The organism is Bradyrhizobium sp. Bra78 (genome assembly GCF_024519855.1).
GTDB lineage: Bacteria > Pseudomonadota > Alphaproteobacteria > Rhizobiales > Xanthobacteraceae > Bradyrhizobium > Bradyrhizobium japonicum_G.
On record NZ_JALJRE010000005.1, the window covers coordinates 421,177 to 440,756 of the forward strand.

21 protein-coding genes are annotated in these 19,580 nt (G+C 55.4%); 13 read left to right on the forward strand and 8 right to left on the reverse strand.

The window, feature by feature from the left end; translation table 11 throughout:
• Positions 1-151: 151 nt before the first annotated feature.
• Complete coding sequence (locus tag OC450_RS15000) at positions 152-1,195, forward strand: PD-(D/E)XK nuclease family protein (RefSeq protein WP_262048181.1); 1,044 nt, start codon at positions 152-154, stop codon at positions 1,193-1,195.
• Positions 1,196-1,731: 536 nt separating this feature from the next.
• On the opposite strand, the gene OC450_RS15005 is transcribed toward OC450_RS15000, so the two are convergent.
• From OC450_RS15005 to OC450_RS15025, 5 genes are all read right to left on the reverse strand, one after another.
• Positions 1,732-2,556, reverse strand: a complete 825-nt coding sequence (locus OC450_RS15005) for an abortive infection family protein (protein WP_262048182.1) — start codon at positions 2,554-2,556, stop codon at positions 1,732-1,734.
• Complete coding sequence (locus OC450_RS15010) at positions 2,556-3,311, reverse strand: hypothetical protein (protein ID WP_262048183.1); 756 nt, start codon at positions 3,309-3,311, stop codon at positions 2,556-2,558. Before OC450_RS15010 ends, OC450_RS15005 begins: the two co-directional genes overlap by 1 nt.
• 933 nt (positions 3,312-4,244) lie before the next feature.
• A complete protein-coding gene (locus OC450_RS15015; protein WP_262048184.1) occupies positions 4,245-5,363 on the reverse strand; it encodes a helicase RepA family protein in 1,119 nt (372 codons plus the stop codon).
• Between the two features lie 150 nt (positions 5,364-5,513).
• Complete coding sequence (locus OC450_RS15020) at positions 5,514-5,693, reverse strand: transcriptional regulator (RefSeq protein WP_262048185.1); 180 nt, start codon at positions 5,691-5,693, stop codon at positions 5,514-5,516.
• Positions 5,694-5,842: 149 nt separating this feature from the next.
• Positions 5,843-6,979 (reverse strand): tyrosine-type recombinase/integrase, encoded by a 1,137-nt coding sequence (locus OC450_RS15025; protein WP_262048186.1) that lies wholly within the window; start codon positions 6,977-6,979, stop codon positions 5,843-5,845.
• A gap of 372 nt (positions 6,980-7,351) precedes the next feature.
• Here OC450_RS15025 and OC450_RS15030 point away from each other — a divergent pair, with 372 nt between their 5' ends.
• From OC450_RS15030 to OC450_RS15085, 12 genes are all read left to right on the forward strand, one after another.
• A complete protein-coding gene (locus tag OC450_RS15030) occupies positions 7,352-8,695 on the forward strand; it encodes a tyrosine-type recombinase/integrase (RefSeq protein ID WP_410050512.1) in 1,344 nt (447 codons plus the stop codon).
• Between the two features lie 174 nt (positions 8,696-8,869).
• Complete coding sequence (locus OC450_RS15035; RefSeq protein ID WP_262048188.1) at positions 8,870-9,115, forward strand: helix-turn-helix transcriptional regulator; 246 nt, start codon at positions 8,870-8,872, stop codon at positions 9,113-9,115.
• A gap of 142 nt (positions 9,116-9,257) precedes the next feature.
• Entirely contained in the window at positions 9,258-11,783 is a 2,526-nt protein-coding gene (locus OC450_RS15040) for a DUF5906 domain-containing protein (RefSeq protein WP_262048189.1), read from the forward strand.
• 446 nt (positions 11,784-12,229) lie between these two features.
• Positions 12,230-13,018 (forward strand): hypothetical protein, encoded by a 789-nt coding sequence (locus tag OC450_RS15045; protein ID WP_262048190.1) that lies wholly within the window; start codon positions 12,230-12,232, stop codon positions 13,016-13,018.
• Between the two features lie 242 nt (positions 13,019-13,260).
• Positions 13,261-13,707: a hypothetical protein gene (locus OC450_RS15050; RefSeq protein WP_262048191.1), complete on the forward strand. Its 447-nt coding sequence runs from the start codon at positions 13,261-13,263 to the stop codon at positions 13,705-13,707.
• A complete protein-coding gene (locus tag OC450_RS15055) occupies positions 13,707-14,051 on the forward strand; it encodes a hypothetical protein (RefSeq protein WP_262048192.1) in 345 nt (114 codons plus the stop codon). The genes OC450_RS15050 and OC450_RS15055 overlap by 1 nt, the downstream gene beginning before the upstream one ends.
• A complete protein-coding gene (locus OC450_RS15060; protein ID WP_262048193.1) occupies positions 14,048-14,515 on the forward strand; it encodes a hypothetical protein in 468 nt (155 codons plus the stop codon). Before OC450_RS15055 ends, OC450_RS15060 begins: the two co-directional genes overlap by 4 nt.
• Positions 14,516-14,572: 57 nt before the next feature.
• A complete protein-coding gene (locus OC450_RS15065; RefSeq protein ID WP_262048194.1) occupies positions 14,573-14,731 on the forward strand; it encodes a hypothetical protein in 159 nt (52 codons plus the stop codon).
• A 345-nt stretch (positions 14,732-15,076) separates the two neighbouring features.
• Entirely contained in the window at positions 15,077-15,415 is a 339-nt protein-coding gene (locus OC450_RS15070; protein WP_262048195.1) for a hypothetical protein, read from the forward strand.
• 299 nt (positions 15,416-15,714) lie between these two features.
• The gene (locus OC450_RS15075; protein WP_262048196.1) at positions 15,715-16,173 is read left to right on the forward strand and encodes a cupin domain-containing protein; all 459 of its coding nucleotides are present in this window, start codon (positions 15,715-15,717) and stop codon (positions 16,171-16,173) included.
• A 172-nt stretch (positions 16,174-16,345) separates the two neighbouring features.
• The gene (locus OC450_RS15080; protein WP_262048197.1) at positions 16,346-16,810 is read left to right on the forward strand and encodes a DUF4440 domain-containing protein; all 465 of its coding nucleotides are present in this window, start codon (positions 16,346-16,348) and stop codon (positions 16,808-16,810) included.
• Between the two features lie 572 nt (positions 16,811-17,382).
• A complete protein-coding gene (locus OC450_RS15085; RefSeq protein WP_262048198.1) occupies positions 17,383-17,505 on the forward strand; it encodes a hypothetical protein in 123 nt (40 codons plus the stop codon).
• A gap of 289 nt (positions 17,506-17,794) precedes the next feature.
• On the opposite strand, the gene OC450_RS15090 is transcribed toward OC450_RS15085, so the two are convergent.
• The 3 genes from OC450_RS15090 to OC450_RS15100 all read right to left on the reverse strand — a co-directional run.
• Positions 17,795-18,541 carry a hypothetical protein gene (locus OC450_RS15090; RefSeq protein WP_262048199.1) on the reverse strand — a complete coding sequence of 249 codons (747 nt, stop codon included), beginning with the start codon at positions 18,539-18,541 and terminating at the stop codon, positions 17,795-17,797.
• A complete protein-coding gene (locus OC450_RS15095) occupies positions 18,541-18,927 on the reverse strand; it encodes a hypothetical protein (RefSeq protein ID WP_262048200.1) in 387 nt (128 codons plus the stop codon). The genes OC450_RS15090 and OC450_RS15095 overlap by 1 nt, the downstream gene beginning before the upstream one ends.
• Positions 18,924-19,580: ParA family protein (locus tag OC450_RS15100; protein ID WP_262048201.1), on the reverse strand; the 657-nt coding region annotated here is incomplete at its 5' end. The genes OC450_RS15095 and OC450_RS15100, both read right to left, overlap by 4 nt.

Sequence of the window (19,580 nt, forward strand, 5' to 3'; positions counted from 1 at the left end):
ATACAATCTCACATTGCGATTGATGACGGTTTATGTATGGTGTCTTTTTCAGGTAATTCCCCTTAGCCTAATGTCTTCTCTATACGGCAATCTCTTCAGATATCGGGAAAGCGAGCTGAGGTCTCCTCGCGAGGATTACCTCAGCGAATGCTTGGCCGATTTTTTTAATCGGTTGCCTTTACCGCTCCAAAGTGCCTTTGTTTCGCGGATATTTATACCAGACGGTCTGTTGGCCGCGTTTGCCGCTGTCGTCGCGGAGGTCACGTCGTTTAGGCTTGAAACTCAGCGCCAGATCGGGTCCGGTCGGATCGACATGGTGCTTCTGGCTGACGACGTTCCGATTGTTGCCATCGAGAACAAAATAGCCGCACAGTTTCAGGATGACCAACTCACGTCTTATGGTCGTTGGATAAAGGCCGCGGCGCGTTCGCGTCGGTTGGCCGTCGTGTGTCTACTGACCCACCTCACCTCGCCGCCGCCCGAGTTCATGAGAGGTGGCGAAGGGAGCGGTAAAGCGACGCCGCATCTTGTCAGGTGGTCGTCTATTGCCGGGCTGCTTTTAGAGCTTGCAACGAGCGCGGACGCACGCGACGACATCAAATTGTTAGCTCGCGAACTCAGACGTTTTCTCGAGGAGAATGATATGAGCACCGAATATGCAGGACGCGACGAATTTGCCGCTGCCTTGGTCTATCTTCGGGCCGGCGCCCAAATGGACCACACATTCGGCACGATCTTTACCCACCTAAAAGAGAAGGATGGCGCGTTCGCAAAAAATGAAACAAAGAATGAATATCACCTGAAGTTCGACACCCCTTACAAGCTCATTTGGGGGTGGACCTATCTCGCGCACGGAAGATTCGATGGGCTGCTCTTTGGATATGGCATTTCGCTTGAGCCCAACACTGTCTTTACGTCGGGTGCGATTTCGACTCAGGCACCCATTCCTGCCACGGATTCCGCGTTCATCTGTGTCGGCGCGGACAATAAACGAAGCATTCAAGCTGTCCGAGCTGCAAAGAGTGAGCCCGCCAAGCCCTGGACTTATGCCGAGATAGGCAAGTGGGTGGCCGTAATCTCATTCAAGCCACTTCACGACATTATGGGGAAGCCTCAGAGCTTTGCTCAAGAAATGATCCGCTGGATCGATCGAGAGACAGATAACGTGAACGAATTCGTCGCGGCTTTGAAATAGCTGTCGGCTCCTCTAAGAGGCCGCCGCCATTCGACCCGGCGCGGTTCTCACCGAGGCTCGAATCGGCCGGAACTGTCCTTCGCTTTCCTCTCGTGGTTCGCGCCTCTCCAATATCAACCGTTGTGCGGCCGTCATGCTTCCCGCACCTCGGCAAGGGCCTTGTTGGGCCGCTTGCCAGCGTAACGTTCACCTACAACGTAACGAGAGCGCGCACGAGCCACTGCGATCGTCAGCGCGATAGCCGCGGGGGTGCAACACACAAGACCATCGAGAGTATCAGCCAACGCACGACCGTCGCGGAATCCGCGTCGGCCATGGTTGCCAGGTATTGGACCGGTCCCGTCGCGGCTTCGACACGCTCTCGCTCAGCAGGTCGAGTAGCCTTGCCCGACGTTTTACCACCACTCTGGGAACGTCGTTGGAGGCCAACGGCGGATCTCCTCCGCCGAACGTTATTGATCTCGCTCTGAAATTCGATGCTTCGCAATTTTCATCCACGGCAACTTCCACGTCGCTTCGCCCAGACCGCAGAAGGACTACTTTCCGCCTGACCTGTTGGTTTCCCATGTTTCCATGATGAACAACGTAAGCGTATGTGCCGCGTTCACGGCCAGGCGCGCATGGCGCGGGTATATTGGTTCTGTTTCTTCGTCATGACCGTGCGCCGAACCGTAGTGGGTGCGCAGCGCGGCGACGCCGTGGGTGACCGAAAACATGCCGGTCAGGATTTGCTGGATGTCGCCCTGGTAATCGGCCGGCGACAGACCGAGGTGCTTCATGACCAGCGGAAACATGGTGCCCAGTAGCTGCTTATTTGGACCCTCTTGCTCTTCGACGTTGAGGTAATTTTTGCACAACGCTTCGAGCACGGCACACGCAGCCGTTATCGCGGCCGGCGGGTCGGACTCGACTGTTTTGAGCGCCCGCTCAAATTCCTTCTCGATGGTCGGGAACGGATTGATGCGCAGTCGCTCCCGCAGCGACTTGCTCGGGCCCGGCATGTTGACGCCATGGATATGCCCGCCGCGACTGTAACTCAGCCCTTCCCTCGCCAGCACGTCGTATACCGGCAACCTCTCATCGGGCGGACCCTCGACCGGCGTGCCATCCCAATTCGGCCTTGGCGGTTCAATCTCGAAGTCCATCATTTCCGCGATGAACTGGCCAAACGCTGCCAAGGGGTCGGCCATCTCGGCATTGCCGCGCATCAGCCAAACCCGAATCTTGTCGATCCTGTTGCCGGGTGGAGGCTCACCGGGAAATCCGCAAGCCATGAGCTTGGCGTTAATCTTCGTATGGCCGTACCATTCACCGGCAATCGGCGCGGTCACGCCAATGAGTTGGGTGGGAATCTGGGCCATTAACCGGTATATATCTTGAGCAACAGCGCTGCGATTGTCGAGGACAAGACCTTGAGCCCCACGTCGGCAGAAGTCTTGACCAGCTTGTCACCCCAGCGCTTGAGCTTGCCGGCGTCGGGCTGAGATTTTTCTGCTTCCAACTTCACCGCGTCGGCGAGGTCATGCACCTCCAGCTGGTCTTCCGCCCCCAATGCTTTGAATTCCGGTGACGCCAGCGCTTTGTCGATTTCCTGGACGAGCGAGTGGTGCGTCTGGTTGAATACCGACTGGTTGAAATTGGAGCCGACCTGTTGCACCGCGCCCGGGCTGTTGTTCTGAATGATATTGATCGAGCCGTCCTTTTTCATTTTCGTGCTTCCCATCATTCCGTGCGCATAATCGTCGATCAGTTGTTCGTTTTTCTGCGCGAGCCTGTCCCTTGTCCGGTTCAGGACACCCGGGTCGCCCGCGCTTCGAAAACCGGATTCCAATTCCTGCCGGATCATGTCGGCCATCCGGCCCATGCAGAATTTTAAGGCTGCGGTGACATGGTCACCATGGTTTTCGGTCAGGTTATACGTGAACTGGGCCGCGTCCAGGGCATGTTTGGTGAAGGTGTCGACCGCGGCGTCGCCGATTATCAACTGCGTCCGGCTGCTATTGAGGTTGCCGGTGCCAACGGATTCGCGGGTTATCCGGGCCACTTCCAGCTGGAAGGCTTCCAGGGCCTCGTAGGATTTCGCGTTTAGCCGCCGGCCTAGATATTCAAGGTCCATGTTTTGCCTGACTGTTGAGTTGAGCCTTATACCCATAGCCGACACCCTAACAAAAGCCCGACGCGCCTCCTGATGTCCCTGGTCAGGGCGCCGTGACACCAAGCCCGAGATGGTCGTCCACGCCTGGGGTAACGCTTCGCTTGCATTGCACGTCATGCCGGAGAGCCCTTACCTCGCTTTTTTCTTCGCCTGGGGGAATACCGGAGCTATCCGCCAGAACCGGCGACCCGGATCTCCCTTGATAGCGCTTCCTCAAAGAGCCACGCCACGCACGAGACGGTTTGGCCGATCTTGGTGCTGCTCTCAATTTTGGAACAGCGCTTGCCGCAAGATCGTCGCCGACTGTATCAGGCAGAGACCGCAGCGACCTAGCGCCTCACCGTTGTGCAATCATCTGTTGATGCGAGCTCGCACGCGCGCGTATTGCGGGGCCTTGTCCTTGAATCAATCAGGTCTCGATCCTCTGCCCACTTCGCCGGCGCCAGCTTGCGAGAGCCTAGCTCTGCGTCGCAGAACCCACTCGACGTCTCTTGAACGAGTGCGGACCGCCCGCCCTTTTGGTCTTTTCCACGGTGCGAGAGTTCGTCTAATCGCCTCGGAAGGATCGAACGGGGATGGCTCTGTGGAGCAAACAGAGAAACGTTTGAATGCCCAATAAAATCGGGCGCATCCACCGGGCGCCCAATTGATTCATTGGTTTACTCCTATTTGAACTCAACGGTTATTTGCAGTGGCCCGTTGATTTTTATCCGTTCGAAGTGCTGCGACGCTTGTTGACACGCGGTTTCAGGCTTGATGCTCTTCAACGCTTAACTCTTTGAGATTACAATGTAGCGTGTAGCAAAGCGTAGCAATTCTGTAGCAATGCTACGGGCCGTGAGTGTAGCGTAGCGTAGCAAACCCCTATAAGGGGTTGCTGCTACAGCGCTACGGCTACGCGGGACACTCGGGTATATTTCCAGGTCGAGATTTGATCCGAACAAGTCCGGTTGGCTCTTCAATTATGTGTTGACTCAGGCTCTTTCGAATCCGCGCAAACGTCGCGCGCGGATTTTTGTCTTCCGGTCTTATCAAACCATCCCTGGCCAATTCCGCTTTCCAGTAGTCCGGATGCACGACCCCACCCTGACCGTGCGTAACAGTCACACGAGCGAGCGCGTTTAGCGCCTGCGTCTGTTTGCCTGTGGTCCGTTGTGAGGCTGTACGGGCGGTCGTGACCGGTGTGCCGGTCGCCAGGATGGCTATGCTCCACGGTTTGAAGTTGCGTTCGTCATCGCCGGGCATGTCAACCTTTTCGAATTCGAACTTCGTCAGTTCGCCATTGTCTTGGTCGTTGGCCTTGGTGATTTTGGCGGCGCCGCCGTTAACCTGAACTTCTAAATCAACATGGCCCTGCCGAGCGTTCGAACCGCGTTCACCGGCTGCTAGGTTCTTTCCGCTGTGACCGATGCTCGCGAGATGAAATTTGCGTATGTCTCCCTTGAGAACTTGGCGGAGTTGACTGATATGCGCGGCGGCCAAATTTTGGGTGTGTTCTTTATCTGCGTCGCCGCGTGCAATAGCTTTCCCCCAAGTATCGACAATCACAAGACTAGGCATTACATCAATGTCGTCCCAAAATTGCAGCAGCGTATGCCTGATTATTTCCACGCACCTGGGGTCGAGTAAATCGATCGCGTAAGGGACGACGACGATCGGTAAACGGGACAGACCGTCGCGTTGCATATACGCTTGCAACCGGCGTTCGGTCAGATCCGCTCTTTCCAAGGCGAAATAGACCACGCCGCGACGTTCGCGGACGGCTTCATGCCGATTGAATGTGTACCCGCGCCAATCGCGCCCGCTCGCGACATGGACGGCAAGGTCCATCAACAAGCCGGATTTGCCCGCACCGGGCGGTCCGTACCAGCTTGAATCTTCTCCAAGCGCAATGACGTTTTCGATTAGCCAGGTTTTAGGCGCCGAGTGTGCGCATTGGTCGAACGTCTTGTAGGGTAGCGCGTATTGGAATCTTTTTGGCTTGTCGTCGTCGAAGTCGATTTCGTCAGACATGATTTGGATCTCTGCGGCACGAACGTGCGGCGGTCAGAAACCCGACCGAAAAGAGCGCTTGATTTTTGGACCGATTGAGTTATGGATTGAGTGTCAAGCTAATTCCAAAACGCAATTCAGCCCCGGCCCTCGCGGTCGGGGTTATTTCGTTCAGGCGGCTTCGGCTTCTCGTGCGGCTCGCCAGGAAATGTAAGCTTCCCGGCTTATGCGCCGATTGCTGCCGACCGGATACGTCCGGGGCGCCTTGCCCTGTGATTGCAATTTATAAAAGAAAGCGCGTGAGATTTTCTCGGCCGCGCAAAACTCACTGATCGTAAAAGACTCTTCCATTGTTGGTATCCTGACATAGCGAAGCGAGCGCGGAAGCGACGCATTCGCGGGTTGAACGGATGTGATGCGGACACACAGCAGAGTCGCCGTGTGCCCATGTGCGTCATTACGGACCCAAAAACTCACCAAATTATAAAACGAGATTCCGATTACGCCCCTGCCCCATCGCAATGGGCGGCCCACGCTTCCATCAGGCTCCGTCGCTTGACCAGGGCGGTCGATCGCCGATAGGCAGCCTCGGTTTCGTCGTCGACCGCGTGCGCAAGCGCCATCTCGGCGATCTCGCGCGGGAAGCTCGTGCAGTCGCCGGCCCAATCGCGGAAGGTGGACCGCATGCCGTGCGTGGTCGCGGTCGTGTCCGTGTGGCGCGCGATGCAGTTCGACAGTGTCACGTCGGACACCGGACGGAACGGAAGCTGCGCCAACGCCAGACTCGTCAACGGGACCTTGTGTTCACGCTCCGCTTTCATACGAATCGCAGGGATTGTCCAAAGCTCGCCTTTCACTTCGGCGGCCGGGTCCATGTCGGCAGTTTCGTTGAAGCGGCACGCAGTCAGGATGATCCAGCGAACCATCCGGGCCGCGTCGCTCGTGTCGGTGGCCAAGGAACGCCAGAACTGCGGCATCTCCTCATAGGGCAACGCGGGGTGGTGCTTCACGTCTGACTTGCGGCGCCGGGCAAGCACCTGGTCAAGGTGACCGCGCCAAAGCGCCGGATTCTCTCCGGTTCGCAGTCCTTCCGCTTTCGCGGAGTTCAAGATCGCCTCGATCCGGCCCCGAATGCGCCGGGCGGTCTCTTTCTTCGTGTTCCAAATGGGACGCAGAACCTTTAGGACCGACTCGGTATCGACGTCCGGAACGGGGAGCTGCCCGATAATCGGATGGGCATAGTCACGCAGGCTATTTGACCATTGCTGACGGTGCTTCTCATTCTTCCACCCGACCTCTTTGCCAGAGATGTACTGCTTCGCGTAAGCCTCGAAGGTGATCTTTCCCGTAGCTTCTGCCTTGGCCTTGGCGCGCTCACTGATGCGATGTTCGATCGGGTCGACATGGTTACGCACGAGCGCGCGAGCCACGCCAGCCGCCTCCCTTGCCTCCGCTAACCCGACATCCCGAAACGGACCGAGGCCCATGAACCTCTCTTTGCCGGTGACGGGCGATTTGAATCGAAAGACCCAGCTCGCGTTTCCGTTCTTGTCGACGTCCAGCCTCAGCCCATCGCCATCGGCGAGCTTGTCGCCAGGCTTGGCATGTTTCACCCGCACGGCTGTCAAAATTCCCATCTGCTGTTCTCCAAAAGTGTCCGCCTAAACCAACGTCCCAACCCACGGCGGCATCGAAGATGCCGGTTGACACGCGAACACATTGAACGACACGAAATTGAAATTTCGCTTTACGTCTCAACGGTTTAGGTGTCGGGGATAGACGCGTATAGACACTGATGGATTAGCAGGTGGCGGAAGGGGTGACCGTAGCTTTGTGGCGTCACGCGACGTCACTAGCGATCACGAGCGCACCCTATATCACTGAGCATGTTTCACTATCCCCAAGTTTAGACGATCATGAGCAATCATGAGGAAACAGGCGCAAAGAGCAGTGGTGAACTCGGAAAGGTGAATGGCTAGCGTGGCGATTAACCAGCGAGGTCGCCAACAGTGCACGGACCACATCCCCATAGACCCCAGACTGCAAGCCCCAAAAAGGGTCTCACCCTCAAAACCATTCAAACCCTTGTCCAGGCCGCTCAGCCGGGCATGTGGGCGCACGAACGCGGGCTATGCCTTGCGGTCGCCAAAAGCGGCTCAGCCTTCTGGGCGCTCCGCTATTCCACGGCAGATGGTCGGCGGCGACTGATGACCTTGCAGCCATACCAGCCGATCGACGCAGCCGGACTGAAGGCCCTTGAATGGCAGGCTGCGGAACTCCGCAAGCTGATCAAGGCAGGCCGCGACCCGTTGGCCGAACGAGACGCGGACGCCGCCGCGACCGCTACGGCGGCCACGACGGTCAACCGAATAGCTGTAGATACATTCGAGGAAGTCGCCCGCGACTACATCTCTCAACATAAGGATGGTTGGAAAAATGCCAAACACCTTCAGCAGTGGGAAAACACGCTCGAAACCTACGCTTATCCGATCATCGGAAAGTTGCCCCCGCACGAGATCACGACCGATGACGTGTTGAAGGTCTTACGACAGGATCACGAGCGCGTTGGAAAGAAACGCACGCTTTGGACAGGCGCACGCGAAACAGCGTCGCGCGTCCGTATGAGAATTGAAACCGTAATCGGCGCTGCGAAGGCGAAAGGGATAACTAACCCCGACACGCGCGACATTTGGATCAACCATCACAACCCCGCGCAATGGAAGGATCATCTTGAACATTGGCTAAACGGGAAGCAATCGAGAGGACATTTCACCGCGATGGACTGGAAAGACCTCCCCGTATTCATGACCGAATTGCGCGAGAAAATCGACTACAGCGCAAAGGCATTAATGCTGACAATTCTCTGTGCAACGCGCACGAACGAAACGCTAAACTCCCAACGGACCGAATTCGATCTAGACAATGCGATCTGGATCATCCCTGCGGAACGTATGAAAGCGGGCGTTGAACATCGCGTCCCTTTGTCGGATGCTGCTGTTCAGCTATTGCGGACGCTGCCAACGGTCGATGAAAACCCCTACGTGTTTCCCGGTATGAAGCGTGGCAAGCCGCTTAGCGACATGAGCATGTTGGAGATGCTACGCGGAATGCGCGAAGGCTTCACCGTACATGGTTTTAGATCATCGTTCCAAGATTGGGCGGAAGATACAACTGTGCATCCGGACGTGATCACCGATATGGCACTTGCACACACCATCAAAAACAAGACCAAGCGGGCCTATCGCCGGGGTAATGCTTTCGACCGTCGTCGCGATCTAATGCAACAATGGTGCGATTATCTCCTAACGGACGCGCCTACGTACAAAGCGAGATGGGAAAAACTGATCGCCTGAAAGCTGATTGTGTATAATCCCCGGAAGAAGCCCGCTCACGGGCTTTTTCTTTTTGACGCATCGTGAGCGAATATGAGAGTGCTTACCTAGTCGTGTGGTCGGATGACAGCGGCGCAAGGGTCGGATGGCCTGAGTTGCGGTAAAGACGCAGCGTGCGCGGGTGGATGCCCTGCAATGCCCATCAATTCAAAGCAGGACCCCGCCCATATGTCTCAAGACAGCACGACTATTCTGACCACCGATCAGGTTTGCCAGCGCCTCACGATCTCTGCGCCAACGCTTCGCCGCTACGCCAAAGCGGGTCACGGCTTCCCTCCCAAGATTCCCCTCGGCCCGCGTCGTGTTGGCTATCTCGCCAGCGACATCGAGAACTATATCGCGAGCCGGCGCAAAGCGGCCCTCGCCACAGCGAACGGTTAGTCGTTCCGGTTAGTGGCGACAATTTTGTGAACCGCCTCAAAGCACAAGGCGGAATGTTCATCCGCCGCACAGAGAGATAGGCCCCGCCAAGTTGCGAGCTTGGCAGGGCCTCCAGCTCAGTCATAGCTTCTAGGAAAGCAAAATGATCATACACGACCCCGCGTCGCATCTCAACTGCGCGCCGCTACACCGTATTGCCCTGCGCGCATTCGATAGTGGGACGACATCCCCTCGCCTCGCCGATCCTCTCGCGGGACTGAAGACACTTCCGCAATGGGTGCTGTGGCGACTAGAGCAATACGATAGCGAACCGAAGGCGCGCAAAATTCCTTACGATCCAAAGACACTTCAACGTGCCGACACGACCAATCCGACCACATGGGCGAGTTTCGAAACCGCAACGATGATTGCAACGATCAACCCGGAATTCCGGATCGGCTTTGTTTTCACCTTGAACGATCCGTATATCTTCGTTGATCTAGATGGTTGCCGCGATCCGGACAGCGGCGAGTATAACGATGAAGCAACGCATATTTGCACGCGCCTATTTCCGGGCGTAGCCGCGGAGGTTAGCCAATCAGGAACAGGCTTACACCTGATCATGAGGGGCGACAAAACCCAATTCGGCAATCGCCGCAACAAATGGGGTGGCCGATTTGAATTCTATCAAAATAACCGCTTTATCGCGATTGCGGGTAGCGAATGGATCGGCAACGCCGACTTAGAGCAAACGGCATCGTTGCAAACGTTCCTTCCGATCCGCGAACATGATCGCGACAATCAAGAAATCGACACCACCCGCGATCCACGATGGTCAGGGCCGGAAGATGATCAGGAACTATTGGCCCGCATGTTTGCATCTGACGACAAGATTTCATCGGAACGAATTGCCGAGTTGAACGACGCGATCATGCGTGATCCGAGCAACTTCGTCGCGAAGGTCGAATTCGACAAATTGAGTAAGCGCGTTCCGTTAGCCGCACTATGGAATGCAGATGCCAAAGCGCTAAGTCATCTCTATCCGTCATCGACAGGGCATCAATTCGACCACAGCGCAGCGGATTTGGCGCTGATGAACAAGTTGGCGTTCTGGACCGGCAAGGATCATGTTCGAATGATCCGGCTTTTCAGCGCGTCCGCGTTGGGTAGGCGCGATAAATGGCACAATCGGGCATACTATCGCAACAGAACTGCTAGCAGCAGCAACGTGGCATGTCGCGACGTATATCGCGGCACCAATCAAGAGCGACGCGACAAACAACGCCAAGAGAACGAGCGCATCGGCGAGCAGCTTGAATTCGATATCACGACAAAGCTGCTCACGCTGGATGAAATGATCAACGATTTCTATTTTGTCAGCGGCGTCGGTGCGTCGGGTGGCGTAGCGAATGCAAAGACGCTTAACGTTCTATCGGTCGCGGTTGCTCGCAACGAATACGCACCGTCGAAACATCCGCTCGAATACACCGATAAGCGAACAGGCGAAACGAAGACGAAATTGGTTCCTGCCTTTGAGCAATGGTTGCCGCACGAAAAGCGCAAACGCGTTGACAGCGTTACTTGGAAGCCCGAAGGCGGCTCGATTTGCGATGTTCCGGAAAAGGTTGGCCTAAGCGGGTTCAACACGTGGCGCGGGTTGGTCAAACCGACGTGGCACGATCATTTCATCAACGATGACCAATTGCGTGAACGATGGCTGATCAAATGGCGCGAACATCTCGCATATCTTGTGCCGATAGACAGCGAACGCGATTTGTTTGAACGTTGGCTCGCACATATTTTGCAGCATCCCGGCGAGAAAGTCGAAACCGCTTGGTGCTTCGTCGCCAATATGACCGGCATTGGTCGCAACTGGCTAGGCGGCGTTCTCTCGCGAGTGTTGCGCGGCTATGTGCTGAACAATGCGATTTTGGATGTTGTTCTAGACGGCAAATTCAACGGTCGAATGTCGCGCAAACTGTTGATGATCGTGGATGAAGCCAAAGCAGGAATGCGCGGCCCGAACACATGGGCGCTGTCCGAAAAATTAAAGACCATGGTCAATCCTGACTTTCGTGAGATCAACGAAAAACATGGACTGGAATGGGTAGAACACAACGCGATGCGTTGGCTTGTGTTTTCGAACAATTGGGACGCACTTCCAATCGAACGCGATGACCGGCGATGGAATATTGTCGAAAATCCGACGAAACCGCAATCAACCGCTTATTACAAGGATATCTATGATCTCGTCCGGCGCGATGAATTCATTGCGGCGGTATGGGCGCACTTGTCTACGCGGTCGATTGCAGGCTTCAACGTTGGCGATCGATCGATAAACAATGCGGCGCGCGAAAGGATGCTCAACAGCGTTTCGACCGATCTTGAACAGGCGCTAAAGGAATTCAAAGACCAATGCAGCGCTCAAGTGGTCGATTACATCACCATCGAAAACTTTCTCAGGCAACGCGCACCCGGCGAGCAACTTAATAGAGCCGCGATCCGACGCAACTTGATGAAGCTTGATATGATTTACCTCGATAAACGCATTGGCACTGGCAATGACAAAAGACGCATGGTCATCGTCCGCGACCTAAAGCCCGCCGACGTTTACGACAACCCGTCCCGTTGGCTGGCTCTGGCAACTCACAATGCAGCAGCAACCTTTTTCAAACGACCATCTGAGTAATCACCATCCCGGCCACAGTGGCGGCCTCTAAAATTGTCGTTCGTCTGGACAGCTTGGACAGCCTCTCTACTCCTCTACAAACAAATACATCAGGCATGTTTTACGGCGTAGGGGAATAGGAGACCTGTCTAAGCTGTCCAGAATCGCGACCTGCGGAGAAACCTTCCGCCAACCTTCGTTGAAATTGCTGCGAATATCAGCGCGCGTATCACTGACTAACCAGTTTCATTCACCAATCGGGCTTGCTCAAGCCGCGTTGCGACGGTGATTGCGTTCACTGTTGCGGTAATCGTCGTGACGGTCAAGCGACGATCATCCTGTGAAAAACAAGTAATTACAATAAGATAGCGATGATTATCGCGTTGAACGGGCCGCGCGAAGCACCTACACGTCAAACGGTCACAGAGCCGACACCGGGCCGCGTCAACACGTCAAAGGATAAGCCGATGCCTCTCCAAGCCAGTATGCAGGATACCTCGCACGGTCGCATGTCCGTGCTCGTAAGCACCGAAACCGGAGCTTCCGCACGCGCGTTCTATCGGAACGATTTTCCACCGGAGCTTTCCAAGCCCATCGCAACTTTGTTGGCCGCCAACGAGGGTTTCAACGGCATCGTGAACAACAACGCCAACACGTTGCTTCCGACTGTCGTGGATCAGCACAATCGAGTGGCCGTGGTGAATACGCTGCGCGCGCCGTTTGGAGCAACGCAGGCGGCCTTAGTCGGCTATGGGCAGGTGACGGCAAAGGCACAGATTGAGGCTATGAGCGTCACACCCGCGAACGCTTCGAACCAGCCGATCCGGAATCGCGCTGTGCTGGCCTTCGACAACGCCGACATGCCCGGCAAGGCAAAAATACTGTTGGAGGCGTCTTTCCAGCAGCTTGCGGGCCTCGTCGAAGCGGGGTGTCTCGACAACACCCCAGGCACCACTACCCCCCTTCCCGGTGACCTCGTTGGCCTCGCAAAAGACCGGTACATGCTTTTCAATCACGCTGCCAAGACCGGAATTGCCGCCGATCACCCTTTAAGGCCAACCGCCGACAACCCTGCGCAGTTCGGCGTAGACGAAGCGGCCGTGCTTGCCGACGCACAAACGGCCCTCGATAAGCTCAAGGTGCGTTCACGTCATTTCGCCTACGGCTCGCAACTCTTGCGCGATATCATCACCGCTGTAGGCGTGGCCTGCAACGTGAACACGAACGACGCCTTCGCCCTTCTGACCGGCAACTGATCGGCGATGCGAAGGCTAGGACCAACACTGCCATCGTCTGTAACTCTACGGACGGGGCAGTACATAGCAGCCAAGGAATTGCGCCAAGCACTTCAATGCTCACGCGCAGTTCTGTGGCATTGGTCCGAACGTTACGGCTTTCCAAAAGCGACAATGCAGCATGGCCGCACCACCCTAACCGATCGCGCGGCAGTTGCCGCGTGGCTTCATAAATTCAATGTGCCAATCCGGTGGATTTGATGATGACCACAGCGCCCAACAACGTCACGCCGACGCCAAATCCCGCTATTTCTAGCGAGGTTGTCCGTGGTGAAGGCGGACGATTTGTAACGACCTCTGGGCGCAAGCCGGGTTCAAAGAACCGTCTGTCATCTGAGATGCTCACAAGCATCAAGGCGATGGGGCCGGACGCTGTCAACAAATTGCGCGACGCTCTCAACGATAAAGAAAGCGCTTCGCACTGGAAGGCGCTGGAATTGATCCTGCGCTACTGCCTGCCGCCAGCCCGCACGATTGAGTTGGACGACGCAGAACCCGCTACGGTCATGCGAGCATTTATCGAAGGTGAATTGACCGCCGACGAAACCAAGGCAATCGCGACAGCGATGGAGAAATTAAAGAACGTCACGGACATCAATGAAATGCGGGAACGCCTAACAGAACTCGAAAAGATGCTAGCGCGCCACTGATGCCAATTACGGAGCGGGACAGAAACAGACTTGCGGCGATCATCGCGCAATTAAAGCCGCCGAATAGCCTTGCCGCTCGCCTCGATACGATAAGCGACGATGATCGCGCTTACTTCGCAAGATGGGATGCCCGTTTCACACGATGGATCGAAGGATGCAAGGCGAAGCATGATGACGAGATCGAAATTGAAGCGCGCCCATACGCCCGCATGCTTGAAGGGTATGGACCGCCGATGATGCGCCGTAGCGTGGAAATCTCGCTCATCGGTGAACCGCCAACGATACCGTTGCATGCCAGCGACGAGCAAGCCGCGCAAATTTGGCTCAATGAGGTAACGCGATGACCAAAGTGTATGTTGAAAAAGCCAAGCTCACTTTCACGATTGAAGACGGAAAAATCGAAGATATCGAGCGAGGTCGTCGCGGCGTTCCAGATATAGAAGTCGATATGTTGGACGCGACCTTCGATGCAATCCACATCGCCAGCGATAGACTTTATCTCGACTGGTTAGCGCTGACCGATCTAGCGACTTTCTTCCATAGCGAAAATCGAAAAGCGAGTTGGAGGCGTCACGCCCGCAAACTGCTCGAATGTTTTCCCGGCAGCATCAACATCAAGGATGTCATGCGCGCGACATTGCTCTGCATTGCTGATCGCGAGCATTTGGCGCAAGGCGACGGGCTTCATTTTATCGGGCGGGTTAAAGCGCTGCACAGCGGTGAGTTGCGGATGCTCCGAACGGTGTTCGGACGGCAGTTCGGACATCTGATCGTAAAGAACGCCGACGACGTGCGAGAAACTCACTGAGATCGGTCAATTGGGCGGACCGCACAAATCGCCCAACAACAGCGAAGGATGAACCAGATGGCGAAGATGACCAACGAAGAATATCGCGACGCCGGTCGCTCGCATCTAAATTACTTCCGTGAGGTGTTGAACCGAGACGGCGATGACGCGAAGCTAGAACTCCACGCTGATCATTTGCGCGCGTTGCTGGCTGCCGCCTCTCCCGACAAGCGCTAATCAGAATGCACCGGCAGAGGTTAGTCGCTTCTCCATTGCCGGTTCATACACCCCGGACGTGCTGTCGGATGTACACAGCACGCCCGGGGAATGACTTGATCGAGTGGCGGACGCGCCCTCCTACCGGAGCATTGTCATCGCTCGCGAATTTTGCGCGCTCACCAAACTGTCTAACCATCGCGGTTTATATGGCTGTGGAAATCGTCACGCGATAACCGCCCGATGGCCGTTCATGCCCGCTCGTGACGCTTAGTAACCCTTTCTGATCCCAATCTGCCACTTTTGACGGTCCGACCCGAACAGCCGATCTTGTGCGGACACACGGGAGCATAGGAGAGTCATCAAATGAGCACACTGTTGCAACTGACCACCCAGCGAGCCGCTGCCGGTGCAGCCTACGCCAGCGCAGTTGATGCGCTAAAGACTGCCTACATAAACCTCGCCGCGCTCGACCGCACGATGGAAAATCGCAATGTCGTCACACCCGTCCCCTCTGTCGTCTTCGGTCCGCTCCCCAATAGCCAGCCGGCCCTCGTGCTATCCTTTCTGCGCGATAAGAACGCGGTTGATGATCTTGTGCGGCTTCTGCAGCACGCCGAGTTCGCGCCCAGTCTGAAACAGGACTGGCCCGCTCAGATCATTTCCGCATCCAACACGCAAGTCGCGTCGTTCACGCCGGGCTAAGCTAGGGTGTGTACTCATAAACGTCGGCTTCCGGTTATAAAGCGGAAGCTGCCAGTTCGGTCGATCATCGGCAGCTTATGAACCCGAAGCGGACTAGCCAGCAAGTTGATCCCCGGTTGCGGGACGGCATGAGAATAGGCTTTAGAGGTAGCCCGCATTAGTCACTCGGCGACGGCAGCTTGCGGCAACGTGTCTCTTCAAACTCCGTCAAAAGTTGATTTGTGTGAGCGTCGGGAAAGCCCGGCGAGTGCTCGCGCTTTTTTCTCGATGCGGTCCATTCAGCCCTTGAGGTGAGCCACATGCAGTTTGCGCTGATTGAAGCCGGACGTTGCGACGTGGACCTCACGCCCTCGCCAGTCGAGCCATCCTGGATCATTGACGGAAATCCGGAAGCGCGCTCGCACGTGTTATCGACCAGCGCATGTGGCACTGCCAAAACCATGATCTGGTCCTGCACTGAAGGCAAGTTCAATTGGTACTACGATCTCGATGAAACCATCGTGATTATCGAAGGATCGATTGTGCTTGAAAGCAAAGGCGTGCCGCCAAAACGCTTTAGAGCTGGCGACGTGATCGTTTTTCATCGCGGTGCACACGCCAAATGGCATGTCGAGGGGTACGTGAAGAAAGTCGCCTTCCTTCGCCTGAACAATCCGGTCCCGCTGGGCTTCGCCATCCGCGCTGTCAACAAACTCAGGTCCCTGGTCGCGCGGTCCGCGCCGGTGATGGCTGCGGCTTGCGTCATCATTGCGGAGTAAGGTTGCACGTCCGCCGTTGGCCTCTAGCTGACCTTCACGGCAATGCTCGCTGAGAGCCGCTTTTAACCCCAAACCAGACGTGCTGGCTTAATTGTTTGATGCTACAGTCTTTTGACCGGACAGATGTCCCTCTCAAGAACTCTTGGTGGTTCCTCGAACGAAGGGGAGTGTCATGCAATCATTCTCAACTGTGGTAAGCGCCGGACTCTCACTCAGCATTGGGTTGTTGTCTCTTGTTTCGAGCGCCTTTGCGGAACCGAAAGCGGACGTAGCTGCGGCGGCGTCAGCATGGGGACAAGCGCTTGTTGATCCCGATAAAGTGTCACCGCTCTATTCGGACGATGCCGTGCTCTGGGGGACAACGGCACCTAAAATACGTTCCGGGCGGGCAGCCGTGCGTGAGTATTTCGTTGGCGTTGCCAAGGCTGTTCCTGGCATCAAGGTAGATTTTGGCGATCAGTTGATCCGCATCTACGGCAACGCGGCAATCAACTCAGGCTATTACACGTTTTCTTGGCTTAAGGATGGCGAGCCGAAAAGCTTACCCGCGCGCTACAGCTTCACCTACGTTAAGGACGGTGATCGCTGGTTGATTGTCGATCACCATTCTTCGGCGTTGCCGTCACCGCCGAAGTAGATTGGCTAAGCTGGGGTTTTAAAGCAAATATGCCTGCTCGTGGCCCCTTCGGCGAAGTGGCAGCATCGCTCCACGAGGTCCGCTTCGTGAGGCATGGCGGACAAGATTTGCTCAGGTTGAGTTCTTCGCATTTTGGACCCAGAAGCGACTTCGGACCAAAACCGCCGTGAATTTCTTTGGCGATGCGAGCAATATTGACCAGCGGTGGCGGAACTCGAAGCGCATGCTGAAGTCATCACCGCCCCGCCATGGGCATCCATCGGTGACTGAGAGATCGGTAACGCTCCCGCCCAACTAGGGAGAGCATTATGCCCACAACGCATTCCGACGTACTCTTCAGTCGCGCTGAGACCGGAATCATACCCTGTCCGCGATGCAGCGAGCCCATGAGGCTGACTTGCATCACGCCCGGTGCGGAAGGCTACGATCTAAGGACTTTTGATTGCGAAAAGTGCGATAGGTCAAAATCTTTCGTGGTCAAAATCTAACCCGGCGACGGCCCAATGCACCGGGTAAGCATCGTGTCTCAAATTCAATCCTCTCCGTCTGTCTGCCCCAAGTGCCACAAGACGATGAAGCTGTTGCTGGCAAAGGGGCAGCGGGTGCTGCGCTGCGTCGACTGCGGCCAGCCTGATCCCATGCACGAAGCCGAAACAAACCGTTGGTTGAACGGCGATCTGCGCGGACCGGAGTAAGGCCGCGTTAGTTGGCGGCCTCTTTCATTTATAGATGCGAGCAATGCCATGTCGCCTCTTGGCCCTTTGCGGACTCTCGACGTCGAGCCCGATATGTCTGGAAAGCGCGCTGGAGCGGACGAGCGGCGGAAACATCATCCGCCCAGTTCGCTGCGCAAACGCTTGAAATAACTTGCAGTGACTATTGCAGAAGCAATTCGCTCACCAAATAGCTGGCCATTGTTGGCTTCGCCTGAGTAACTTCGTGTCTTGAGGCTGCTCGTTCAGCGCAAAGATCAGCGTAGTGCATTCATGGCGATTGAATGATGACGCTAACGGCTTGTTTAAGTAGGGTTCGGCTTGACGCACTGAGACTAAAACTAAGAGCGTCCCGGAGCGGGGTTAGTTGCGTGCCTTGAAGACGTTCGCTGTGTAGGCACGTCAAAAGCAGGCAAACCCCCTCGATTGTTCGCTTCTCACGCGCAGACCACATAGCTGCTTTTACCGGGTCTGGATCCCACAGCAGTACATCGGAAACAGGATCAGTCATTCGAAAGTTTGCGGCTGATGCATGAACCGCTTTGGACAACGTCGCATATTCCGCTCGTAAATATCCTAATCCGGAGACGTTCTCTGCAAGTTTAGACAAGCGGGGATGCTTCTCAAAATATCTAAGCAACTCTGTGAGGCCTATGATGAATTTCCCCTCCCCCCAAAGTTCTAGTTCGACGGGGTGTTCATTGTAGTACGCTGCGCAGAGGGCGTTTTCGATGCAACTGCGGAGAGACTGTAGCGACGCACGCCAAGCGCCGACGGACGCATTCACATGCGACACTAAGGTGTCGTTGTGGGCTTCAAAAAAGAAGGCGGCACTTGGTTTGCTGTAGGTTGGAACGACGAGATAAGCTTTTAGAGCTTGGATAGCGCTCAGTCGCCTGTAGCTTGCTTCGTAAGCCGGATGTTTTTGCAAAGTCTTCCAGTTCTTTGCAGCTTGTAGCGTCCAGTCTTTGAAGAAAGCAGCGTGGTTCGCGTCTATTTCTTTCTGCAGTTGCGACATTATTTCAACAGAAAGTTCAAGGCCGTCATAAGCTCAGGATTGATATCAGATTTCGTTCTCTGCACAGCTTGCTTCAGCTTACGTCGTGCTTCTGAGTCCTGCTCCAAATGCCGCAGAATTTTTCCCACGATATCGCGAGTAGATTCGGTATTTCGGACTTCAATTGGGAACTTGTATTCTTCAATGACTGCCCGCCATTGCGCTTTGTCAAATTGCGAAAGCGCTACAAGCGCACTTAGCGCCATCGGAATATCCGATGGATTTGGCTTTTTTCGTTGGGATGGCAGCGGCTGATTGAATGTCAACTGCTCTAGATTGACGTTAGGCGCTTGCTGTAGAGCCTTTGCGAGAGCAACCAATATCTTTGATACTTCGTGAGTTTTCATTTTGCGGTCAGCTTTGCAAGCAATTCGGCACCAAGGGATGCAAATTCGGCGCTAGCCGCAGCATCTCCCATATCGAAGATGGAGCAGTTTTTAGCGGCGGATTGAGCTACGGACGCGCGCTCAGTGATTTGAGTGGAGAGTACCATATTCTTGAACGCTGTTCGCAAAGTTTGCGCAGTCTGCGACCTGAAATACGATGTCCGACCGACCCGAGAAATAACAATACCGGCGTTCTTCAATGGATTTTCGAGTAGCTCGGAGAGCTTCGCTATGCGATTCAAAAGAAGTGCAATCCCAAGGCTTGATAGAAAGTCCAGCGCAACCGGCACAACAAAATGAGTACTGATGGCCAATGCATTTTGCGTTGGTATTGTTAGATTGGGCGGGCAATCGCACACGATTATATCGTAGTTGCTCAACACGTCTCTTATCGCTCGCCGAAGTCGGCTTTCGCGCGCAACCTCAGAACTTAGATCAAGATCAATGGTAAAAAGGTCGAGATGAGAGGGCAACAAGTCGACCCCCTGAAAAACTCCCTTGATGATGACATCATTCGCTGTCTTTTCCTTGCCTTCAGCACTCGTGTGCTGACGTACTCCTAGTGTCCTGAACCAGAAGTTCGCGACATCGGGTCGTTTTCTGCGGGGGCATTG